General features: G+C 75.9%; 1 protein-coding gene. It reads right to left on the bottom strand.

The features are described from left to right. A partial coding sequence (locus tag B7767_RS33880) for an MDR/SDR family oxidoreductase (RefSeq protein WP_143652771.1) occupies positions 1–1,344 on the bottom strand: 1,344 nt, incomplete at both ends.

Here is a 1,344-nt window from a genome sequence, read left to right as displayed (position 1 = left end):
CGGTGGGCGAGGGCGTCGAGGTAGGTGTTGGCGGCGGCGTAGTTGGCCTGTCCGGCGTTGCCGAACACTCCGGCGCCGGCGGAGAAGAGCACCAGGTCCGCGAGGTCGAGGTCGCGGGTGAGGCGGTGCAGGTGGCGGGCGGCGTCGGCCTTGGGGGCCAGGACGGTGCGCAGCCGGCCGGGGGTGAGGTGCTCGAGGGCTCCGTCGTCGAGGACGCCGGCCGCGTGCACCACGGCGGTCAGGGGGTGTTCGGCGGGTACGGCGGCGAGGGTCTCGGCGAGCCGGTCGGCGTCGGCGGCGTCGCAGGCGGCGACCGTCACCTGGGCGCCGAGGGCGGTGAGTTCCTCGCGCAGGGCGGCGGCGCCGGGGGCGTCGGGGCCTCGGCGGCCGGTGAGCAGCAGGTGGCGCACGCCGTGCCGGGTGACGAGGTGGCGGGCGAGGATGCCGCCGATGGTGCCGGTGCCGCCGGTGATCAGGACGGTGCCGTCGGGGTCCCAGGCGCGCGGCACGGTGAGGACGATCTTGCCGTAGTGCTTGGCCTGCGCCATGTGGCGGAAGGCGTCGCGGGCGTGGTGGACGTCCCAGGTGACGGTGGGCAGCGGGTGCAGGGAGCCGTCGGCGAAGAGCCGGGTGAGGTCGGCGAACATCTCCTGGATGCGGTCCTCGCCGGCCTCGCGCAGTTCGTACGCCTGGTAGAGGGCGACGTCGGGGTGGTCGAGGGCGACCCGGCCGGGGTCGCGGACGTCGGTCTTGCCCATTTCGACGAGGCGTCCGCCGGGGGCGAGCAGGCGCAGCGAGGCGTCGACGAAGTCGCCGGCCAGCGAGTTCAGTACGACGTCCACGCCGCGTCCGCCGCTGGTCTCCCGGAAGCGGTCCTCGAAGTCGAGGGTGCGGGAGGAGGCGAGGTGGTCGTCGGCCCAGCCCTCGGCGCGCAGCAGGCGCCGCTTGTGGTCGCCGGCGGTGCCGTAGACCTCGGCGCCCCAGTGGCGGGCGAGCTGGGCGGCGGCCATGCCGACACCGCCGGCGGCGGCGTGGACGAGGACGGACTCGCCGGCGGTGAGGCCGGCGAGGTCGCGCAGGCCGTAGTAGGCGGTGAGGAAGGCGACGGGGACGGAGGCGGCCTGGGTGAAGGTCCAGCCGTCGGGCACGGGGGCGACCATGCGGGCGTCGGCGACGGCGTGGGTGCCGAAGCCGCCGGTGACCAGGCCCATGACGCGGTCGCCGGGGGCGAGGCCGGTGACGCCGGGGCCGGTGGCGGTGACGACGCCGGCGGCTTCGGCGCCGAGGAGGACGGCGGGGCCGGGGTACATGCCGAGGGTGTTGAGGACGTCGCGGAAGTTGAGT

It is taken from the genome of Streptomyces sp. 13-12-16, assembly GCF_002114215.1.
Taxonomy (GTDB): domain Bacteria; phylum Actinomycetota; class Actinomycetes; order Streptomycetales; family Streptomycetaceae; genus Streptomyces.
This window is presented reverse-complemented; position numbering and strand designations above follow the sequence as displayed.